Consider the following 20,443-nt stretch of genomic DNA (forward strand, 5'->3'; position numbering starts at 1 on the left):
AACAAGGGGGCAGGGATGTTGCTGGTAAAAAAATTAAATCATCATCGCGTTGTATCATTGTTAGCGCTGGCGCTAACCGTTGTTCCATTTACGCTACCGCAGGCCGCTGTCATCGCCGCTTTGCCTGGAACAACGCAGGCGGCCATCTCCGTATCTGAAAGTCAGCAACGTATCCGACAGGCTTTTTCCAGCGCCGATCAGCCTTTCTATCTTGGGCCGCTGGCGACGCTCTACGCATCCCGTCATATGCAGCCGCTCTGGCAGGATGCTCAGGCGGTACAGAAGTTTCAGCAGCAGCTAGCTGAGGTGGCACTTTCTGGCGTCCAGCCACAGTTCACGCGCTGGATTGAGCGTCTGACCAATCCGGCCATTACCGGCTTTGCCAGGGATGTGGCGCTGTCCGATGCGATGCTGGGCTATCTGCAATTTGTTTCGAATGTGCCGACTCAGGGTGAAACCTGGCTCTACAGCAATGTTCCCTACCGGCTGACTCAGCCATCGGTGGCGGTAGTGAATCAGTGGCAGAACGCGGTGAATGCGGGATCGGATGAGACCTTTATTGCGTCACTGCAGCCGCAGCACCCGCAGTATCAGCCGATGCACGCCGCGCTGAAAACCCTGCTGAGCGATAAGCAGCCCTGGCCGCAGCTGAAAAGCAGTGAAACACTGCGTCCGGGACAGGTCAGTGACGATGTTCCGGCGTTGCGTGAAATTTTGCAGCGCAGCGGCATGCTCACGGCGCAGGTTAACGCGCCTGCACCGGATGACGATGCGGTGCCGGTGGCCGCCTCGCCAGTGACCCACAGCGACCAGCCGGTTGCGGTCAGTCCTTCCGCCGCGCCAGTCGGCGATCTGTCTGCGCCATCACTGCAATCACCGGGTAATGTTCAGAGTCAGACGCTGGAAGGGAATTCCGCCAATGTCTATGATGAGACGCTGGTGGCAGGGGTGAAGCGTTTCCAGCAGTGGCAGGGACTGGATGGCGATGGGGCTATCGGTGCCAGAACACGTCAGTGGCTTAACGTCTCGCCACAGATGCGCGCTTCGCTGCTGGCGCTGAACATTCAGCGACTGCGCCTGCTGCCGGATGATATGCACAACGGCATTATGGTGAACATCGCCAACTACTCGCTGATTTACTACAACAACGGCAACAAGATCCTCTCATCCAGGGTCATTGTCGGTCGTCCTGACCGTAAAACGCCGTTGATGCGCAGCGCGCTGAACAATGTGGTGCTGAACCCGCCGTGGAATGTGCCAACAACGCTGGTGCGCAAAGATATCATTCCTAAAGTGAAGCAGGACCCGACCTATCTCTACAAACATGGTTATACCCTGCTGTCGGGCTGGAGTGCTGACGCTGAAGTGATTGATCCCAGCATGATCGACTGGCGCATGGTCACCGCCTCATCATTCCCTTACCGCCTGATTCAGGCTCCAGGGGTGGCGAATGCGCTGGGCCGCTATAAATTTAATATGCCAAGCTCAGATGCGATCTACCTGCATGACACGCCAAACCACAACCTGTTCCAGCGTGATATCCGCGCGCTCAGCTCAGGCTGTGTGCGCGTGAATAAAGCGTCTGAACTGGCCGGTTTGTTACTGCAGGATGCGGGCTGGAACGACTCCCGCATCTCCAGCACGCTGAAAGAGGGTGACACTCGCTATGTGCCGATTCGCCATCGCATCCCGGTCAATCTCTATTACCTGACGGCGTGGGTGGCGGAAGATGGCAAGCCACAGTTCCGCACAGATATTTACAATTATGATGACACTGCCCGTTCAGGCAGCCAGGCTTTGAGTCGGGCTGAGCAATTGTTGCTCTAGTGATTGATTTTAAATCGTTAGCGACGTGACGGTAAGTAACAAATATCTTATCAAATGGCGATCCCTGCGGGGATCGCCTCGCAAACTATGGGCAGATGGGTTGACGCTTCTCTGAGAGAAAGTTATGGTTCGGCCTGTGCGCTTTTTGCACATTTCTATGGCTTCACTCTCAGGTAAATCGTTACATGTCTACTATTGATTCTTCTCGTCGCAAACTACTGCTGTGCGGTAGTGCCGCCGCCGGACTGGCACTGTTGCCAGCTTCTGCAAGGGCCTCGCTTTCTACGTCTCGCCCGCGTGTATTGATGCTTAATAATCTTCACACCGGTGAAACCCTTAAAACTGAATTTTTTAATGGTAAGAGTTACGACAAGGATGAGTTGTCACGATTAAATCACTTTTTCCGGGACTATCGTGCCAATAAAGTGAAAAGCATCGATCCGCACCTGTTTGACCAAATCTTCCGCCTGCAGGCGCTGCTGGGCATGCGTAAACCGATTCAGCTGGTTTCCGGCTACCGTTCTCTGGCAACCAACAATATGCTCCGTGAGAGCGGTCCTGGTGTGGCAAAGCACAGCTATCACACCAAAGGCCAGGCGATGGATTTTCATATCGAAGGCATTTCATTAGCCAATGTACGCAAAGCGGCGTTATCTCTGCGTGCGGGTGGTGTAGGATATTATCCCCGCAGTAACTTTGTACATATTGATACCGGGCCGATCAGGCACTGGTAACGACACCGGCAACGCTGCGTGAGCCGGTCATGGAGCGTTATGAAATACCACATTATTCCTGTTACCGCGTTTGCCCAGAATTGTTCAGTGATCTGGTGCGAATCCACTCGTGAAGCCGCACTGGTTGATCCAGGCGGCGATGCCGATCTGATTAAACAAACGCTGGAACAGCTCAGACTTAAACCCGCTCATATCCTGCTGACGCATGGACACCTTGATCACGTCGGCGCTGCCGTTGAACTGGCTGACTTCTATCAGATTCCGATTGTCGGCCCGCAAAAGCGTGATGCCTTCTGGCTGGAAGCTCTGCCGACTCAAAGCCGGATGTTCGGACTTGAAGAGTGCGCGCCTTTTACCCCCGATTGCTGGCTGGAAGAGGGGGAGCGCGTGCAGGTAGGATTGACCACGCTGGAGGTGCTGCACTGTCCGGGACATTCACCGGGACATGTGGTGTTCTTTGATCGTCCAGGACAGTTATTAATTTCAGGCGACGTGATTTTTAATGGCGGCGTGGGACGCACAGACTTCCCGCAGGGCGATCATCAGCAGCTCATCGATGCTATCCGCACGAAATTGCTGCCGCTAGGCGATGATGTCACTTTTCTGCCCGGTCACGGCCCGATTTCCACGCTGGGGCGTGAACGTGTCAGTAATCCTTTCCTGCAATAAAAAATGGGCCATCAGGCCCATTTTTGTTTTGTCGTCTGCGTTATAGCACGGCGACAATCGCTTCGCACAGCGCCGACATATTGTCTGGTGTCATGCCCGCAACGTTAACCCGACCTGAGTTCACCGCGTAGACGCCAAACTCTTCACGCAGGCGAATCACCTGGTCTTTGGTTAAGCCACTAAACGAGAACATGCCGTTCTGCTTAATAATAAAGCTGAAGTCACGCTGTGCGCCTTTCTCTGCCAGGGTGTTCACAAACAGCTGACGCATGCGCTGAATGCGCTGACGCATGTCCGACAGCTCCTGCTCCCAGATCGTACGCAGCGTATTGTTGCCCAGAATGGTGGCGACGATCGCCGCACCATGCGCTGGCGGATTGGAGTAGTTGGCGCGAATGGTGTACTTCACCTGGCTGAAGGCGGTATCTGCCACGCTGGCCTCAGCAGCCACCAGGGTGATTGCACCGACACGCTCGTTATACAGACCAAAGTTCTTGGAATAAGAGCTGGCGACAATCAGTTCCTGATGCGAGGCGGCAAAAATACGCAGGCCTTCTGCATCTTCCTCCAGACCACGGGCAAAACCCTGATAAGCGAAGTCGAACAACGGCAGCCAGCCATTGGCCTGTGACAGCTGCGCCAGCTGTTGCCACTGCTCGGCGGTTGGGTCGATACCGGTCGGGTTATGGCAGCAGCCGTGGAACAGCACCACGTCACCAGGCTGAACCTGCTGCAGCGAGGCCAGCATACCTTCAAAATCGAGCGTATGGTTGGCCGCGTCATAATAGTGGTATTCACAGACTTCAAGACCGGCAGCATTGAATACATTGTTGTGATTCGGCCAGCTAGGATTGCTGATCCAGACCCGCTTCACGGAAGTTTTCGTGGCGAGGAAATCAGCCGCTACGCGCAGCGCGCCTGTGCCACCTGGTGTCTGAGCCGTACGCGCGCGGCCTGCCGTGATCAGCGGGCTCTCAGTGCCGAACAGCAGGGCCTGGGTGCAGCGGGCGAAATCAGCCAGACCATCAATGCTGAGATAGTTTTTAGTGGTTTCGTTTTCCAGCAGGTATTGCTCAGCTTTTTTAACACTGGTCAGCACCGGGGTCTTGCCGGTTTCGTCTTTGTAGACGCCGATACCCAGATTGATTTTTTCAGGGCGGTCATCAGCACGAAACAGATCGGCCAGCCCAAGAATAGGATCGGCGGGTGCAGCAGAGATCGATTCAAACATGTGTCAGGTCCATTAGCGTGAACTTTAGCGGAAAGAGCTGTCAGGTTAACGCCCGGCCAGGTAAATGCCAACCGTTTGCGAGACAAATTCATACATTTTGCGGTGGTGATTGCGAGACGAAGGATTGCAGAGGTTAAAGCGGGGTAACAGGGCGGGAAGAAACGCAGTTAATGGGAATAACAGCCATAAAAAAACGGGGCCGAGGCCCCGTTTTTCAACATGTTTTAAGCGGAATCAGAACTGGTAAGTCAGGCCAACACCAACCACGTCGTCTGTGTTCAGAGCCAGTGGGTTGTTGTCATCCAGCTGGTTGATTTTGTAATCAACATAGGTAGACATGTTTTTGTTGAAGTAGTAAGTCGCGCCAACATCGACATATTTGTACAGGTCAGCATCGCCGATACCTTCGATATCTTTGCCTTTCTGCTGCACGTATGCAATGGATGGACGCAGACCGAAGTCAAACTGGTACTGAGCAACTAACTCAATAGTCTGGCTCTTATTGGCATAAGCAGTCGCTGTGTTGGTAGTGTTAGCTACAGGGATGCCGATAACGGTAGAGTTACGGCCTTCACCGTACAGCGCTGCCAGGTAAACGTTGTTCGCATCATATTTCAGCGCGGTTGCCCAGTTCTCAGCACGTTTGCCCTCACCGACTACGTTACCATTAACAGCAACACCCGCTGACTGCAGATCAGTACGATCGCTGTTGCTGTACGCACCAACGATACCTACACCAATTGGTGAGGTGTATGAAGTTGAGAACGCGTAGCCGTCACCGTTTGAACGACGCACACCATCGGTGTTACCGTCGCGATCGTTTTTGCCCTGATACTGAGCAGCAAAGTCCCAGCCATCAACCAGGCCGAAGAAGTTGGTGTTGCGGTAAGTCAGAACGCCGCCGCTTCGACCAGTCAGGAAGTTATCTGAGTTGCCTGAGTCGCCACCAAATACTGGCAGCATATCGGTCCAGCCGATTGCATCGTAAACCAGACCGTAGTTACGGCCATAGTCGATTGAGCCTGCATCACCGAATTTCAGACCGGCAAAGCCCAGACGGGTCTTGTTGTCGTCCTGTGCGTCTGAACCTTCAGAGTTGTTCGCCTGAATGTTGTATTCCCACTGGCCGTAACCGGTCAGCTGGTCATTAATCTGGGTTTCGCCTTTAAAGCCGAAGCGAACATAAGACTCATCGCCATCGCTGCCATCGTTATCAGAGAACTGGTGACGTGCATCGACTTTACCGTACAGGTCCAGTTTGTTGCCGTCTTTGTTATAGATTTCTGCAGCGTTTGCTGCGCCAGCTACTAACAGAGCAGGGATAACCACTGCAAGAATATTGCGCTTCATCATTATTCATTACCCTCATTGGAGTTATTTGTACACCTGCCACTGCCGTCAGGAAATCTTTACGGGAACCCTGAACGAAGTTTGGTGTCTTCCTGTGTCTGCACGCATCTTTCCATCCCCCCCGCCGTAATTCTAGCGCTTAAATGCTACTAAACTCGTAATCTTGTTTCAGGAGGAAAATATGTATTACAAAATGTAAAAAACACGGAACTTTGTGAGAGAACTCAAAATTTACAAAAATAAAAAAAGGCCGGCAGTGCCGACCTCGTTATATATATGAATTTCTTATATTTAATGCCGAATATCAGAAACTCGCGTTGCGTGGCGTGCGTGGGAAGGGGATAACATCTCTTACATTTTGTACGCCAGTCACATAGGCGATTAAACGTTCAAAGCCCAGGCCGAAGCCAGAATGAGGCACGGTACCGTAGCGACGCAGGTCACGATACCACCAGTAATCTTCTTTATTCAGACCCATCTCTTCCAGACGCGCATCCAGCACATCCAGACGCTCTTCACGCTGTGAACCACCAATGATCTCACCAATGCCTGGTGCCAGAACATCCATCGCCGCCACGGTTTTGCCATCTTCGTTCAGGCGCATATAGAACGCTTTGATGTCTTTCGGATAGTTTTTCACGACCACCGGCGCTTTAAAATGTTTCTCCGCCAGGTAACGCTCATGCTCAGACGAGAGGTCAATACCCCAGGAGACCGGGTTCTCGAACGTCTGTCCGCAGTTCATCAGAATTTCAACCGCGTCGGTATAGTCGACCTGAGCAAAATCGGTGGTGATGAAACGCTGCAGGCGTTCTACGGCCTCTTTATCCACGCGCTCAGCAAAGAAGGCCATGTCATCGGCGCGCTCTTCCAGCACCGCGTTGAAGACATACTTCAGCATGGATTCGGCCAGTGCTGCGGCATCATCCAGTGAGGCAAACGCAATTTCCGGCTCCAGCATCCAGAATTCCGCCAGATGGCGACTGGTGTTGGAGTTCTCAGCGCGGAACGTCGGACCGAAGGTGTAGATCTTCGACAGGGCGCTGGCATAGGTTTCGCCATTCAGCTGACCTGAAACAGTCAGGAAGGCTTCTTTACCAAAGAAGTCTTCGCTGAAGTCGACTTTACCCTGATCGTTACGCGGCAGGTTTTCCATATCCAGCGTAGAGACACGGAACATTTCCCCGGCACCTTCGGTATCGGAGGCGGTAATCAGCGGCGTCGAGACCCAGAAATAGCCATTCTCATGGAAGAAGCGATGCAGTGCCTGAGCCAGGGTGTGGCGAACGCGGGCGACCGCGCCAATCAGGTTGGTGCGCGGACGCAGGTGCGCCACTTCACGCAGATACTCGATGCTGTGGCGTTTCGCCGCCATTGGGTAGCTGTCCGGATCTTCGACCCAGCCCACCACTTCCAGGCTGGTTGCCTGAATCTCAAACGCCTGGCCCTGACCCGGCGACGCCACCACTTTACCGGTGACGATAACGGAACAGCCCGTGGTCAGACGCAGCACTTCATCCTGATAATTATTCAGAGAATTATTGACGACAGCCTGAACGGGATTAAAGCAGGAGCCGTCATAGACAGCGATGAAGGAAAGACCGGCTTTGGAATCTCTTCGGGTACGCACCCAACCACGTACGGTGACTTCACTGTCAACCGCGACGCGACCGTGCAGTACGTCCGCTACAGGCACTACGCTCATAAATATCTCTCTATATAGAAGAAGTGAGTTAAAAGTTGCCCCATCCGGGGTTTTGCTATGTTACTTGCGAGTCTTCAGGAAACAAGCAAAATTCAGGGGGAATGCAGATTTATTACAGCAGAGGCGGGGCGCATCAACGCCCCGATAAGAAGAGGATTAACTCGCTTTTTTCACCAGCGGCAAATCAAAGGCTTTACGCAGGGCTCTGACAAAGGCTTTATCCTGGCAGATGGTTTTTCCCGGGCTGTCTGAGAGTTTCGCTACCGGCTTGCCATTGCACTGCACCAGTTTGATGACGATGTTCAGGGGGGTTACGCCCGGAATATCGCAGGTCAGGCGGGTACCGATGCCGAACACGACATTCGTCCGCTGGCCAAAGTGGCGATACAGCGCCAGCGCTTTGTCGAGATTCAGGTTGTCAGAAAAGACCAGGTGTTTGCTTTGCGTATCAATACCCAGCTTTTGATAATGAGCCAGTGCTTTCTCGCCCCATTCAACCGGATCGCCGGAGTCGTGGCGCAGTCCCTGGTAGCGGCGGGCAAAGACCGGCCCGAAATCGCGCAGGAACGCATCCATAGCGATGCAATCGGTGAGGGCGATGCCAAGCTGATCGTCATACTCGTCCAGCCAGGCCTGCAGCGCAGCGCGCTGGCTGTTGGCAAGGACCGGGCTGATCTGCTGGAAGGCCTGGAACCACTCATGCGCCTGGGTACCGACCGGCGTCAGTGACAGACGGCGCGCCAGATCATAGTTACTGGTACCAATCAGCCACGGGAAGTCCTGTTTCAGCGTTGATACGATCGACTGCTGCACATCCTGCGAATAGCGACGACGGGTGCCGAAATCCATCAGGCGGAACCGTGACATATCAAGGTCAGCCACCTGTGTTTTAAAGTCGCCAAGTTTGTGATGTAAATGGTCAACAGCCTGTTCAGTGGTGACCTGCGGCGTGCGATGACGATGCACAATCTCGCTGATCAGCGCCAGCAGCGGCACCTCCCACATGATCACCTCACGCCATGGCCCCTGAATACGAAGTTCCAGCTTGCCGTGATGATTGCGCACCTCAACCTGATCCGGGTTATAGCGGAACTGGCGTAACCAGCTGAGGTAATCCTGCTTAAAAAAGGGAAGGCGAGACAACCAGGTCGCTTCATCATCAGTCAGCGCCAGGTGTTGCATTGCGGTTATCGCGTCACGAATTTCGTCAGCGTAGAGACCCAGCAGTTCGTCGCCGCGGCAGCGAAACTCCGCCGCCACCGTTATGTCATGATAGCGGTGGAAAACGGCCTGCTGCATATGGAGTTTATAGGCATCCGTATCCAGCAGCGAGGTCAGTATCGGGGAAGCATGTCCTGTCATGGCGCGTTTCAGCATCCTGTTCGGTGGCGCAGAGCCCGGTGTTGTACACAGTCATAAAGACGCGAAAGTATAATTCACTATCTGAACCCGATCACAGCATATTTCAGTCGGGTGGGTCGAGACCAATCTGTGCCTTTGTTAACAAACTGTAGCCATTTCACCCTTTAGGTGCATTGTGCGTGGCAAGCTTGTTGTAACAAGCTTAGACTTTGCCGGTAAACTTATAACAACGCGAGACGCAATATGACGCAACAGCCCCAAATTAAGTATCGCCACGACTACCGTGCGCCCGATTACACCATCACCGATATCGATTTAACTTTTGAACTGGATGCGTCCACTACCCGCGTTACGGCCATCAGCCAGGTTAAACGACTGGGCGACAGCCAGGCTGAGCTGCGACTGGACGGCGAAGCGTTAACGCTGATTGCGCTGGAGGTCGACGGGCAACCCTGGACGGCCTACCGTGAAGATGGAGGCGCACTGGTGATCAGCCAGTTGCCGGACAGCTTCACCCTGAAAATCATCAACGATATTCACCCGGATCAGAACACCGCGCTGGAAGGGCTATACAAATCGGGCGAGGCGCTCTGCACCCAATGTGAGGCTGAAGGCTTCCGTCATATTACCTGGTATCTCGATCGCCCTGACGTGCTGGCGCGCTTTACCACCACTATTTATGCTGATGGTGAGCGCTATCCGTTCCTGCTCTCCAACGGTAACCGGATTGACAGCGGCCGGGATGAGCAGGGTCGCAGCTGGGTGAAGTGGGAAGATCCGTTCCCGAAACCCTGCTACCTGTTTGCGCTGGTCGCGGGCGATTTCGACGTGCTGCGTGATAGCTTCACTACCCGTTCAGGACGTGATGTCGCGCTGGAGATCTTCGTCGATCGCGGCAACCTCGACCGTGCCGACTGGGCGATGACCTCGCTGAAAAACAGCATGAAGTGGGATGAAGAGCGTTTCGGTCTGGAGTATGACCTCGACATCTTTATGATCGTGGCGGTGGACTTTTTCAACATGGGCGCCATGGAGAACAAAGGCCTTAACGTCTTCAATGCCAAATATGTGCTGGCGAAAGCGGAAACGGCAACCGACAAAGATTACCTCGGCATTGAAGCCGTCATCGGCCACGAATATTTCCACAACTGGACCGGTAACCGTGTGACCTGCCGCGACTGGTTCCAGCTCAGCCTGAAAGAGGGACTGACGGTGTTCCGCGATCAGGAGTTCAGCTCCGATCTGGGTTCACGTGCGGTGAACCGCATTGATAATGTGCGTATTGTGCGCGGTGCACAGTTCGCCGAAGATGCCAGCCCGATGGCACACCCGATCCGCCCGGATCAGGTCATCGAGATGAACAACTTCTACACCCTGACGGTGTATGAAAAAGGGTCAGAAGTGATCCGCATGATGCACACCCTGCTGGGTGAAGAGAATTTCCAGAAGGGCATGAAGCTTTACTTTGATCGCCATGACGGCAGCGCCGCCACCTGTGATGACTTTGTTCAGGCGATGGAAGATGCCTCAAACGTCGATCTGTCGCAGTTCCGCCGCTGGTACAGCCAGTCAGGTACGCCAGTGCTGACGGTGCGCGACGATTACAATCCGGAACTGGAGCAGTATACGCTGCACGTCACACAGCACACGCCCGCTACCGCCGATCAGAAAGAGAAGCTGCCACTGCATATCCCGCTGGATATCGAACTCTATGACGGTGAAGGTAAGGTGATCCCGCTGCAGAATAACGGTCATCCGGTGCATCATGTGCTGAATGTCACCGAGGAGTTCCAGACCTTTATTTTCGATAATGTCTACTTCCAACCGGTGCCGTCGCTGCTGCGTGAATTTTCAGCTCCCGTGAAGCTCGATTACAAATGGAGTGATGCTCAGCTCACCTTCCTGATGCGCCATGCACGTAACGACTTCTCTCGCTGGGATGCGGCTCAGAGCCTGCTGGCGACCTACATCCGTCTGAACGTCGCCCGCTACCAACAGAGCCAGCATCTGTCGCTGCCGCTGCATGTCGCTGACGCCTTCCGCGCGGTGCTGCTCGATACCGACTGCGACCCGGCCCTGACGGCGCTAATCCTGACGCTGCCGTCAGAAAATGAGATTGCCGAGCTGTTCGATACTATCGATCCGCAGGCGATTGCGCTGGTGCGTGACGCTCTGCAACGCACGCTGGCACGCGAACTGGCCGATGAGTTTTTTGCCATCTACAATGCCAATCAGCAGCCTGAATACCGCGTGGAGCATGATGCGATTGGTCAGCGCAGCCTGAAAAATACCTGCCTGACCTATCTTGCCTTCAGCGATGCGCAGCTGGCAGACAAACTGGTGCAGACGCAGTACCACCAGGCGACCAACATGACTGATGCACTGGCGGCGCTTTCCGCAGCTGTGGCGGCACAGTTGCCGTGCCGTGATGCGCTGCTGGCGGCGTACGATGAGCGCTGGCATCATGATGGTCTGGTGATGGACAAATGGTTTGTGCTGCAGGCGACGAGTCCGGCCGCCAATGTGATGCGCAATGTGCGTCAGCTTCTGACTCATCGCTCCTTCACCATGAGTAATCCGAACCGCGTTCGCTCGCTGGTGGGGGCTTTTGCCTCAGCTAACCCGGCCGCATTCCATGCTAAGGATGGCAGCGGTTATAAGTTCCTGGTGGAGATGCTCACCGACCTTAACACCCGTAATCCGCAGGTTGCAGCACGGATGGTGGAGCCGCTGATTCGTCTGAAACGTTATGACGAAGGCCGTCAGACGATGATGCGCCAGGCGCTGGAACAACTGCTGGAGCTGGATAAACTCTCTGGCGATCTCTACGAGAAAATCACCCGGGCACTTAACGCCTGATAATAAAAAAGGGAGCGTTTAAGACGCTCCCTTTTTTCAGCGCTGCTGCGCGTAACGAACCGGCTGTGTTCGTTCAGTGCGCTGCATCACCCGATCCAGTACCTCCGCTTCCAGTTCGGCCAGCCGCGCAGAACCACGACGCCGCGGACGTGGCAGATCCACAAGTAGATCCAGACCGATTTCACCCTCTTCGATCAACAGTACGCGATCCGCCATTGCCACCGCTTCACTGACATCATGCGTAACCAGCAGCACGGTAAAGTGATGCTGCTGCCACAGTGACTCAATTAATCCCTGCATTTCAATGCGGGTGAGGGCATCCAGCGCGCCCAGCGGTTCATCCAGCAGCAACAGACCTGGCCGATGGATCAGCGCTCGGGCCAGTGCCACACGCTGTTTCTGACCGCCAGAGAGTGCGGCTGGCCACTCATCAGCCCGATCGGCCAGTCCTACCGCCGCCAGGGCATCCATAGCCGCGCTGCGCCATTCGCGCCCGCGCAGGCCCAGACCGACGTTATCGATCACTTTTTTCCACGGCAGCAGTCGCGCATCCTGAAACATCAGGCGGGTATCTTCTCGCGCCGACTTCAGCGGCGCATTGCCCGCCAGCAGCTCACCGCTGGAACTCTGTTCAAGTCCGGCCAGCAGACGCAGCAGGGTGCTTTTGCCACAGCCGCTGCGACCCACCACCGCCACAAACTGACCTGAAGGAATATGCAGGTCGATCTTATTGAGTATGGTGCGACTGCCATATTGTTTGCTGACGCCGTTGACGCCAACCGGAGTACCGGTGTTGAGGCGGGCCGGTGAGAAAGTCTGGCTCATGCGTTCTCCTCCTTCAGTTGGTAAGCGGGATGCCAGCGCAGCCAGACACGTTCCAGTAACAACGCGGCGACATCCGCCAGTTTGCCGAGCAGGGCGTAGAGAATAATGGCCACGACCACCACATCGGTCTGCAGGAATTCACGTGCATTCATTGCCAGATAGCCGATGCCAGAACTGGCCGAGATGGTCTCGGCGACAATCAGCGTCAGCCACATCAGACCCAGCGCGAAACGCACGCCGACCATGATGTTTGGCAGCGCGCCAGGCAGAATCACTTGTATAAACAGGCTCCAGCCGGAGAGGCCATAGCTGCGGGCCATCTCAATCAGCCCGCGATCAATGTTGCGGATGCCGTGATAGGTATTCAGATAGATCGGGAACATCGTTCCCAGCGCCACCAGAAAGATTTTGGCGGACTCATCAATGCCGAACCAGAGGATCACCAGCGGGATCAGCGCCAGATGCGGCACATTACGTAGCATCTGAAGTGAGGTATCCAGCAACCGCTCACCAGTTTTTGAAGTGCCGGTGATCAAGCCCAGCAGCAGGCCGATAGAACCGCCGATGCTGAAGCCGATCAGCGCCCGCCAGCTGCTGATCGCCAGGTGCTGCCAGAGTTCACCGCTGGCGGTCAGCTGCCAGAAGGTGGTCACAATTTTCTCTGGCGCGGGCAGAATGCGGTTCGATAACCAGCCAGTCTGCGAGGCAATCTGCCACACCACGACCAGCAGCGTCGGCAGCAGCCACGGCACCAGCGTATCAGCAAGGCGTTTTCGGGTTCTGGCCATCATCCTCTCCTCAGCCCCGGGCGACTTTTTTCTCAGGGGTAAAATCGTTGGCGACCGCTTCACCATGCGCCTGAACCACGCGCGGCTGAGGCACCAGGGGAACCTGCAGATCCAGATGCGGGAACAGCAGTTCGCCGACGCGATACGCCTCTTCCAGATGCGGATAACCTGACAGGATAAAGGTCTCGATACCCAGTGCCTCATACTCTTTGATGCGTGCGGCAACAGTCGGACCATCGCCGACCAGTGCGGTACCGGCTCCGCTGCGCACCAGGCCGACACCTGCCCACAGGTTCGGGCTGATTTCGAGCTTGTCGCGGCGGCCGCCGTGCAGTGCGGCCATCCGGCGCTGACCCACAGAATCTGCTCGCTGGAACGCTGCCTGTGCTTTCGCGATAGTGGCGTCATCGACATTGGCAATCAGCCGGTCGGCGGCCTGCCACGCCTCTTCATTGGTTTCGCGCACAATCACATGCAGACGAATGCCGAAGCGCACGGTGCGTCCCTGAGCGGCGGCTTTCGCGCGCACCTGCTCAATCTTCTCTTTGACCTGTGCAGGTGGCTCACCCCAGGTGAGATAAACATCGACCTGTTCTGCCGCCAGCTCCTGGGCCGGTTCAGAAGAACCACCGAACCAGAGTGGAGGACGAGGCTGCTGCACCGGTTTAAACATCAGACGCGCGCCGCGTACCTTCACGTGCTTACCCTCATAATCGACGGTTTCGCCTTCCAGCACCCGCCGCCAGACGCGGGTAAACTCGGCGGATTCCGCGTAGCGCTCACGGTGATCGAGAAACACGCCGTCGCCCGCCAGCTCTTCCGGATCGCCGCCGGTCACCAGATTAAACAGCGCGCGTCCGTTAGAAAGACGGTCCAGCGTGGCGGCCTGACGCGCTGCCTGGGTCGGTGAAATCACCCCAGGACGCAGCGCCACCAGAAACCGCAGGCGCTGCGTCACCGGAATCAGCGAGGCGGCAACCAGCCAGGCATCTTCACAGGAGCGGCCGGTCGGGATAAGTACGCCGCCAAAACCGAGGCGGTCAGCGGCCTGCGCCACCTGTTGCAGGTAGGCGTGATCAACCGGTCGCGCCCCTTCGGCAGTACCAAGATAGTGGCCGTCGCCATGCGTCGGCAGGAACCAGAAAATGGATACGCTCATTGTTGCTCCTTATTGCGTCACGGTATGCGGATGCCAGATGCGATCCTGAATCGTCACTTTTACTGGCAGGAGATGATTGGCATAGAACAGATCAGCGGTGCGCTGCTGGGCGGCCGCAGTTTCGGCACTGACCGGCGAAATCCGGGTGGGTGGCCGATGGCTGAGATAGCTGGCGATGACCGGTTCGGGCAAGCCCATCGCCTGCGCCAGAAGCGTGGTGCTCTGCTGACGCTGGCTGAGGGTCAGCGCGTCGGCCGTGCTGAAGGTGTCGAGCACCTGCTGGATAAACGCGCCGTGGGCTTCGGCATAGCTGCGGGTCGCCAAATAGAACGAGCCGGTCAGATTCAGTGAGCTGCCATCAATCAGCAGGCGCGAATTACCCTGCAGCAGCACTGAGGAGTAATAGGGATCCCAGATTGCCCAGGCATCAACGTCACCCTGCTGGAAGGCGGCGCGCGCATCGGCGGGTGTCAGATAGACCGGCGTAATATCTTTAAAGCTCAGACCCGCCTGTTGTAAGGCGCGCAGCAGTAAGTTGTGAGAGCTGGAGCCTTTCTGGAAAGCGACCTTTTTTCCTTTCAGGTCCGCGACCTGTTTCAGAGTGCTGCTTTTTGGCACCAGAATCACTTCTGATTTGGGTTTTGGCGGCTCCGCGCCGACATAAAGCAAATCCGCGCCTGCAGCCTGGGCAAACAGCGGGGGAAGGTCACCGGTACTGCCCAGGTCGATACTGTTGATGTTCAGCGCTTCCAGCATTTGTGGACCTGCAGGGAACTCGATCCACTTAATCCGGGTATGGGGGAACCGTTTTTCCAGTAACTGATGTGACTTCGCCAGCACCATGCTGACCGAACCTTTCTGATAGCCGATGCGAATCTCAGCCGGATCGGATTCGGCCGCCTGTACCTGAAGGCCGGCCAGCAGAAGTCCGGCTACCAGCCACTTTCCTAATCTCTGCTTCATCAATCCCTTCCTTATACCGCTTGCACAACAGGGTGGTGGTGACGGGTCAGCGCCAGCCAGAAGGCGGAGACGGCTTCATCGAGGCGCTGTGACAGTGAATCCTGCAGTTCGGGTTGACGGTCGTAATGACTGATCTGATGATCCTCGGCATAAACACCATGCAGGATCTCCTGCGCCTTTAAGGCGTTGAGCACTGGCTTCAGGGCGTAGTCCAGCGCCAGCATATGACCGGCACTGCCGCCGCTGGCCAGCGGTAACACGACTTTGTGTTCCAGCGCGCGCTCAGGCAAGAGATCGAGCAGCGTCTTCAGCGCACCCGAAAACGACGCTTTATAGACAGGTGTCGCCACAATCAGGCCATCGGCCGAGGCCAGGTCTTCACGCAGTGCCAGTAGCGCGGGCGCATCAAAACGCGCATTGATCAGATCGTCAGGCTGAAAGTTGTGAATATTCCACGGAATGACTTCAATGCCACGTGCCTCCAGCTTGTGCTGACACAGCGTCAGCAATGATGTTGAGCGGGAGGGAAATCGTGGGCTGCCTGCCAGCGTAATAACTCGCATCATCACTCCTTATAACTAAAAGTTATTGATTATCAAATGTTGAGAACTTATGCCTTAATACTGTCAGAGCAGGGGAGTGGGCTTAAATGATTTATCCGGCAAAGTAAGGGTGAAAACTGCAAATAGAAGCCACAGCGGCAGAAGGCAACCTGGCCTCTTCCGATAATTCTTAAATTAGGTGCTGGCAGCAGAACAATTCATTAAGATGCGTAATGCGAGATCGTCAAAACAGGCTGGTTGAGCGGAAAAAATATCTTTTGTCTGATTGCTTAATCATTTTTCCTGAGAGCGGCACGGCCATAAAGCGAAACGGCTGACAAAACAGCGCGGCAAAGCAGCACAGAATCAGCTTATCTGCGACAAAATCGGCCAAAGGTTAGGAGTAGTTGCAGAAAGCAGACTGTAATAAAAATGAAGTAATGCTGAACTTATTCATCGTTTCAGATGTTCGCTTACAGATTACTGAATCTGGTTACGTCTGCTTTACCGGGCTATTTTAAATCGATCATCAACGGTTTTAACATTCAGGCGGGCTATAGATGCACTTTCGTTAACAGTGATTCTCACGTAAAACGTTAAGATAATTTTTACGACTGGTCTTTTTTCGCCTTACCGGTCTAAGATAATCAGGCTAAATGAAAGCCATCATAATATTAGCGCATTACTCTTTTCGACGTTTCGCCTCTGGTCATGTCCTGCATCTGGCGGGTGAATCGTATTGTCTTTTTTCTAACAGCAGAGAATTGCCTATGTCTGACACTTTATTATCAGTGATTATTCCAACTTACAATGTTGAAAAATATATTGTGGAGTGCGTCGATTCATTATTACGTCAGGTTAAAGCGCCCAATGAAATACTCATTGTGAATGATGGCTCCACCGATGGAACATTAGCCTTACTTGAACAGAATTATGCGCATCTTTCTCAGGTGAAAATAATTACCACTGAAAATGGCGGTGCCGGTCATGCACGGGATGTGGGCATTGAGCAGGCGAAGGGCCAGTTCCTCTTTTTCTGTGACCCGGATGACGTCGTAGCGGATGGGCTGGTCGCTGAACTGGCCATGGTGGCGGAAAAGCACCCGGAAACTAACCTGTTCTGTTTTAACTCCTGCGTTTACCGCGATGGTCAGATAGAGAGCACATCGCCAAAAGTCAGACACGAACAGTTCGGCCCGCAGAAATCGCAGGAAGTCTTATTGGGCCTGCTGCGTAACGGCAGCTATACCTCTGCGGCCTGGAGCTATGTCATCAGCAAACGCGTTATTGAGCAGCATAAATTACGCTTTGTTAAACGCGTTCATGAAGATCACAATTTTACGCTCTCCTGCTTTATGAAAAGTCAGCAGGCCTGGGTCAGTCATCAGGTCTATTATAAACAGCGTATTCGCAACGGCTCACTGACCAACAGTACCAAAAGCAATGAGTTTTTCTATCAGCGCTATGATGCCTTTATGAACGCCTATAACACCTTAACCAGTTCTCAGGTTAAATCAGCGTGGCGCGATACGCTGGAAAAGGCCTATTTAGTGCACTCGTTTCGCCTGATGATCTATTTATCACTCTATAACCGTACTCCTGTGCCGGAATATGTGCTTAATGCTATTCGCTTTATGGGCCGTAATGTGAAAGCTGAGAGCTTTAAAGAGTGGTTGTTGTTTAATCGCCCTGAGCTGTTTATTGCGTTGCAGCATTACAAAGTGAAAAAAGAGCTGAAAAACGCAGCCTGATTCTGAAAAACAGCCTGATTCTGAAAAATGTTTAGCGATATTGTTTATGCCTTTACGAAATGAGAAGGTGAGACATGCAATGTGTATAAGGTTGTTGCGTCATGGCAAAAGTACTCGATAAAAGTCTGGTTATTAATATTTTTTCGCTGCTGGCATACCGCGGCGCGTCGTTTTTGTTCCCGCTGGCCACGCTGCCCTACCTTGCCCGTGTTCTGGGCGTAGAGCAGATGGGGACGTTGGCGCTGGCGATCGCCTGCGTGCTCTATTGCAGCACCATCTCCGACTGGGGATTCAACGTCTTTACCACCAAAGATATTGCTCACCATCGTGATGACAAAGAACGCGTTAGTCAGCTTTTCTGGTCAACGTTCAACGCCAAGCTGATGCTGCTGGTGGTGACCAGCGGTACGCTGCTGACGGCGACCTGGTTCAATCCCGCCTGGCATCCGTTGTTCTTTATCATCCTGGCGAACTGCACCACGCTGATCGGCTCGCTGTTTTCATTCGGCTGGCTGATGCAGGGCTTTGAGAAGCTGGGTAAGACGGCGATGATCGCCACCTTCGGTAACTTCTGTGCGATTCCACTGACCTTTTTGCTGGTGAAATCCCCGCAGGATACCTGGCTGGCTGCCCTGATCCCCGGCACTGTCTCCATTATCAGCGCGGCGATTACGCTGAAGTTCGTGCTGGAGATGAAAGTCATTGGCCGCTACCGCTTTGAACCGCGTGAAATCAAACAGCGCATCACCGACAGCATGGATGTCTTTATCGCCATCGCCGGTGCCAATCTGTTTAACAGCGTCAACGTCGTGATCCTCGCCTCCTTCACCTCCACCTATATGGTCGGGATCTATAACGGCGCAGATCGCCTGCGTAAAGCGGCTAACTCAGTGCCAGAACAGATTGGCAGCGCCTTCTTCCCGCGCGTCAGTCACCTGTTTAGCCGGGATAAACGGGCTGCGATTGCGGCAACGCGCAAAAGCCTGCTGCTGTCGTTTTCCCTGAGTCTGTCGATTGTAATCTTCACCTGGTTCTTTGCTGATCTGGTGGTTTCTATCCTGCTGGGTAAAGACTTTATCCCGTCAGCGGATGTGCTGCGTGTGTTTGTGCTCTGCTTCCTGTTTGGCAACATTGCCTATCCGGCTGGATTACAGATTCTGATCCCACATGGTTTAGCGCGTCAGCGTATGTGGGTGATGATGGCCGCGGGTGTGATTAACGTGCCGCTGTGCTGTTTCCTGGCGTGGAAGTTTGGTGCGATCGGTGCCGCATGGTCGATGGTCGGGGCTGAAGCGTTCGTCTGCATCGGTATTTTTGGCATCATGCAGCGTCACGGCATCCTGCGGGATTATCTGTTCCCGTCCCGGGTGGAAAATCATCCCGTAAACGATTCCGCGGCGTAAGATCAAAGCAATTTCAGTTAACTTCATGCATCCCCGCAGTTCGATTTACTTTTGCGCCAGAGCACTTTACCATTCTGGCGCACATTTTCCCGTGCACCGACTTCCACGATCGCTTCCGTCCTTCAGGAGAGTGCATGTTTTATCCTATCGTCCGACCGGCGCTGTTTAAACTCGATCCCGAACGCGCGCACGAACTCACCTTTCAACAACTGCGTTTTATGAATGGCACACCGCTGGAGATGTTTTATCGCCAGAATCTGCCGTCGCGTCCGGTCACCTGTATGGGACTGACCTTTAAGAATGCCCTGGGCCTGGCTGCGGGTCTGGATAAGAATGCAGAGTGCATTGATGCGTTTGCGGCAATGGGCTTTGGTTTTGTTGAAGTCGGTACCGTCACACCACGCGCTCAGGCAGGTAATGATAAGCCGCGCATGTTTCGTCTGGTAGAAGCGGGCGGCATTATCAATCGGATGGGATTTAATAATCTGGGTGTTGATCACCTGGTTGAGAACGTGAAGAAAGCGCGTTTTAACGGCGTGCTTGGGATCAATATTGGTAAAAATAAAGATACGCCAGTCGAGCAGGGCAAAGATGATTATCTGATCTGCATGGAGAAGGTCTATGCCCACGCCGGTTATATTGCCATCAATATTTCTTCACCTAACACCCCTGGTTTGCGTTCGCTGCAATATGGTGAGGCGCTGGATGATCTGCTCTCTTCAATCAAACAGAAACAAAAAGAGCTGGAACAGCGTCATCTTAAATATGTTCCGCTGGCCGTAAAAATTGCACCCGACCTCTCTGAAGAAGAGTTAATTCAGGTTGCAGATAGTTTAATTCGTCATCAGATTGATGGCGTCATTGCCAGTAATACCACGCTTGATCGTTCGCTGGTGAGTGGCCTTAAGCATGCTGAGGAAACGGGCGGATTAAGTGGCCGGCCAGTGCAGTCTCGCAGCACGGCGGTTATCCAGCGCCTCTCCCAGGAACTGCAGGGGCGCCTGCCAATTATTGGTGTTGGCGGCATCGATTCTCTGACGGCAGCGCGTGAAAAGATTGCCGCAGGGGCAACACTGGTTCAGATTTATTCAGGCTTTATTTATCAGGGGCCAGGATTAATTAAAGATATCGTTACGCATCTCTAAGACAATTCTCACAATGATTGGCCGGGGGGTTTATTTATCCTCTCGGCTCGTTTATATTTTGTCCTGTTGCACGTTTTTTCAGCTTTTCCTTATGTTTCTTTTTTCGCTGAATTCTGCGCGATTTTTGGCG

The 20,443-nt window shown here is 54.1% G+C and carries 16 protein-coding genes; 7 read left to right on the forward strand and 9 right to left on the reverse strand.

Going from position 1 to position 20,443, the window contains the following annotated elements; genetic code table 11:
• Window positions 1-15: 15 nt before the first annotated feature.
• The 3 genes from ldtD (at window position 16) to AC2LB6_RS10635 (ending at window position 3,230) form a co-directional block, all read left to right on the forward strand.
• Window positions 16-1,827: a L,D-transpeptidase gene (gene ldtD / locus AC2LB6_RS10625; RefSeq protein ID WP_490093470.1), complete on the forward strand. Its 1,812-nt coding sequence runs from the start codon at window positions 16-18 to the stop codon at window positions 1,825-1,827.
• A gap of 185 nt (window positions 1,828-2,012) precedes the next feature.
• Window positions 2,013-2,561, forward strand: a complete 549-nt coding sequence (gene mepK, locus AC2LB6_RS10630) for a peptidoglycan L,D-endopeptidase MepK (protein WP_090962535.1) — start codon at window positions 2,013-2,015, stop codon at window positions 2,559-2,561.
• Between the two features lie 39 nt (window positions 2,562-2,600).
• Window positions 2,601-3,230 carry an MBL fold metallo-hydrolase gene (locus AC2LB6_RS10635; protein WP_490093471.1) on the forward strand — a complete coding sequence of 210 codons (630 nt, stop codon included), beginning with the start codon at window positions 2,601-2,603 and terminating at the stop codon, window positions 3,228-3,230.
• Between the two features lie 40 nt (window positions 3,231-3,270).
• Here the strand turns inward: AC2LB6_RS10635 and AC2LB6_RS10640 are convergent, their stop codons facing one another.
• The 4 genes from AC2LB6_RS10640 to pncB all read right to left on the reverse strand — a co-directional run bounded on the left by AC2LB6_RS10640 (window position 3,271) and on the right by pncB (window position 8,878).
• Entirely contained in the window at window positions 3,271-4,461 is a 1,191-nt protein-coding gene (locus AC2LB6_RS10640) for an amino acid aminotransferase (RefSeq protein ID WP_490093472.1), read from the reverse strand.
• Between the two features lie 234 nt (window positions 4,462-4,695).
• Entirely contained in the window at window positions 4,696-5,814 is a 1,119-nt protein-coding gene (ompF, locus tag AC2LB6_RS10645; RefSeq protein WP_490093473.1) for a porin OmpF, read from the reverse strand.
• 301 nt (window positions 5,815-6,115) lie between these two features.
• A complete protein-coding gene (asnS, locus tag AC2LB6_RS10650; RefSeq protein WP_434151494.1) occupies window positions 6,116-7,516 on the reverse strand; it encodes an asparagine--tRNA ligase in 1,401 nt (466 codons plus the stop codon).
• A 156-nt stretch (window positions 7,517-7,672) separates the two neighbouring features.
• Window positions 7,673-8,878, reverse strand: a complete 1,206-nt coding sequence (gene pncB, locus AC2LB6_RS10655) for a nicotinate phosphoribosyltransferase (protein WP_490093474.1) — start codon at window positions 8,876-8,878, stop codon at window positions 7,673-7,675.
• A gap of 243 nt (window positions 8,879-9,121) precedes the next feature.
• Between pncB and pepN the strand changes: the two genes are divergently transcribed.
• The gene (gene pepN / locus AC2LB6_RS10660; RefSeq protein WP_490093475.1) at window positions 9,122-11,737 is read left to right on the forward strand and encodes an aminopeptidase N; all 2,616 of its coding nucleotides are present in this window, start codon (window positions 9,122-9,124) and stop codon (window positions 11,735-11,737) included.
• A gap of 36 nt (window positions 11,738-11,773) precedes the next feature.
• Here pepN and ssuB read toward each other — a convergent pair whose 3' ends face one another.
• The 5 genes from ssuB to ssuE are packed head-to-tail and all read right to left on the reverse strand — an operon-like array spanning window position 11,774 to window position 16,035.
• Window positions 11,774-12,562: an aliphatic sulfonates ABC transporter ATP-binding protein gene (gene ssuB / locus AC2LB6_RS10665; protein ID WP_490093476.1), complete on the reverse strand. Its 789-nt coding sequence runs from the start codon at window positions 12,560-12,562 to the stop codon at window positions 11,774-11,776.
• On the reverse strand, window positions 12,559-13,350 hold the full coding sequence (gene ssuC / locus AC2LB6_RS10670; protein WP_490093488.1) for an aliphatic sulfonate ABC transporter permease SsuC: 792 nt from the start codon (window positions 13,348-13,350) through the stop codon (window positions 12,559-12,561). The genes ssuB and ssuC overlap by 4 nt, the downstream gene beginning before the upstream one ends.
• A 10-nt stretch (window positions 13,351-13,360) precedes the next feature.
• On the reverse strand, window positions 13,361-14,509 hold the full coding sequence (ssuD, locus tag AC2LB6_RS10675; RefSeq protein WP_136198866.1) for an FMNH2-dependent alkanesulfonate monooxygenase: 1,149 nt from the start codon (window positions 14,507-14,509) through the stop codon (window positions 13,361-13,363).
• Between the two features lie 9 nt (window positions 14,510-14,518).
• Entirely contained in the window at window positions 14,519-15,472 is a 954-nt protein-coding gene (locus tag AC2LB6_RS10680; protein WP_490093477.1) for a sulfonate ABC transporter substrate-binding protein, read from the reverse strand.
• A gap of 11 nt (window positions 15,473-15,483) precedes the next feature.
• Entirely contained in the window at window positions 15,484-16,035 is a 552-nt protein-coding gene (gene ssuE, locus AC2LB6_RS10685; protein ID WP_490093489.1) for an NADPH-dependent FMN reductase, read from the reverse strand.
• A 749-nt stretch (window positions 16,036-16,784) separates the two neighbouring features.
• Between ssuE and AC2LB6_RS10690 the strand changes: the two genes are divergently transcribed.
• The 3 genes from AC2LB6_RS10690 to pyrD all read left to right on the forward strand — a co-directional run bounded on the left by AC2LB6_RS10690 (window position 16,785) and on the right by pyrD (window position 20,313).
• Window positions 16,785-17,765 carry a glycosyltransferase family 2 protein gene (locus AC2LB6_RS10690; RefSeq protein WP_490093478.1) on the forward strand — a complete coding sequence of 327 codons (981 nt, stop codon included), beginning with the start codon at window positions 16,785-16,787 and terminating at the stop codon, window positions 17,763-17,765.
• Between the two features lie 101 nt (window positions 17,766-17,866).
• Window positions 17,867-19,168 (forward strand): flippase, encoded by a 1,302-nt coding sequence (locus AC2LB6_RS10695; protein WP_490093479.1) that lies wholly within the window; start codon window positions 17,867-17,869, stop codon window positions 19,166-19,168.
• A gap of 134 nt (window positions 19,169-19,302) precedes the next feature.
• Window positions 19,303-20,313: a quinone-dependent dihydroorotate dehydrogenase gene (pyrD, locus tag AC2LB6_RS10700; RefSeq protein ID WP_490093480.1), complete on the forward strand. Its 1,011-nt coding sequence runs from the start codon at window positions 19,303-19,305 to the stop codon at window positions 20,311-20,313.
• Window positions 20,314-20,443 lie beyond the last annotated feature (130 nt).

The organism is Pantoea sp. RCC30.1, assembly GCF_058148845.1.